Genomic DNA, 678 nt, shown 5'->3' with positions numbered 1-678 from the left:
CGGTCGGTCGCGCGCTGATGAGCGACCCGAAGCTATTGATGCTGGATGAGCCGTCGCTCGGCCTCGCGCCGGCCGTCGTGGAGTCGATGTACGAGACGTTCGGCCGGCTGCATCGCGATGGGCTGACGATCTTGCTTGCGGAGCAATCGATCGAGCTCGCCCTCGAAGTCTCCGACTTCGCCACCGTGCTGCAGGTTGGCAGGAGCGTGCTGTCAGGCACCGCCGCCGCGCTGGCGCAGGACCCACAGGTGCAGAAGGCTTATCTCGGCGCGTGATGTATGGGTCTGTAGGATGGGTAGAGCGACAGCGAAACCCATCATCTTCTTCGCGGCGGTAACTGATGATGGGTTTCGCTGTCGCTCTACCCATCCTACGGGCTAGGTACGAACTGCAGCTTCTTACTCCGCGGCTTCCTTGACGGAACGCTCTTCCCGATGCTCCTCGTCGTCCTCATCGGTCGAACGGCTCCAGCCCGAGAACAAATTGGAGAGCTTGTCGAGGTAGAGGTAGACCACCGGCGTCGTGAACAGCGTCAACGCCTGGCTCACGATCAGGCCGCCGACCATGGCGTAGCCGAGCGGCTGGCGGATCTCCGATCCCGTGCCAGTGCCGAGCATCAGCGGCACGCCGCCGAGCAGCGCCGCCATCGTTGTCATCATGATCGGGCGGAAGCGGAGC

Annotated in this window: 2 protein-coding genes; one reads left to right on the top strand and one right to left on the bottom strand. The window is 63.6% G+C overall.

Annotated features, from left to right (window positions below; translation table 11 throughout):
• Nucleotides 1-275: ATP-binding cassette domain-containing protein (locus J6497_RS40835; protein WP_512699966.1), on the top strand; the 275-nt coding region annotated here is incomplete at its 5' end.
• Nucleotides 276-398: 123 nt separating this feature from the next.
• On the opposite strand, the gene J6497_RS40830 is transcribed toward J6497_RS40835, so the two are convergent.
• Nucleotides 399-678: efflux RND transporter permease subunit (locus tag J6497_RS40830; protein WP_225709772.1), on the bottom strand; the 280-nt coding region annotated here is incomplete at its 5' end.

Origin of the sequence: Bradyrhizobium cenepequi (assembly GCF_020329485.1) — a bacterium.
GTDB lineage: Bacteria > Pseudomonadota > Alphaproteobacteria > Rhizobiales > Xanthobacteraceae > Bradyrhizobium > Bradyrhizobium cenepequi.
The sequence above is the reverse complement of the archived record's forward strand: the minus strand, read 5'-3'. Positions and strand labels throughout refer to the sequence as shown.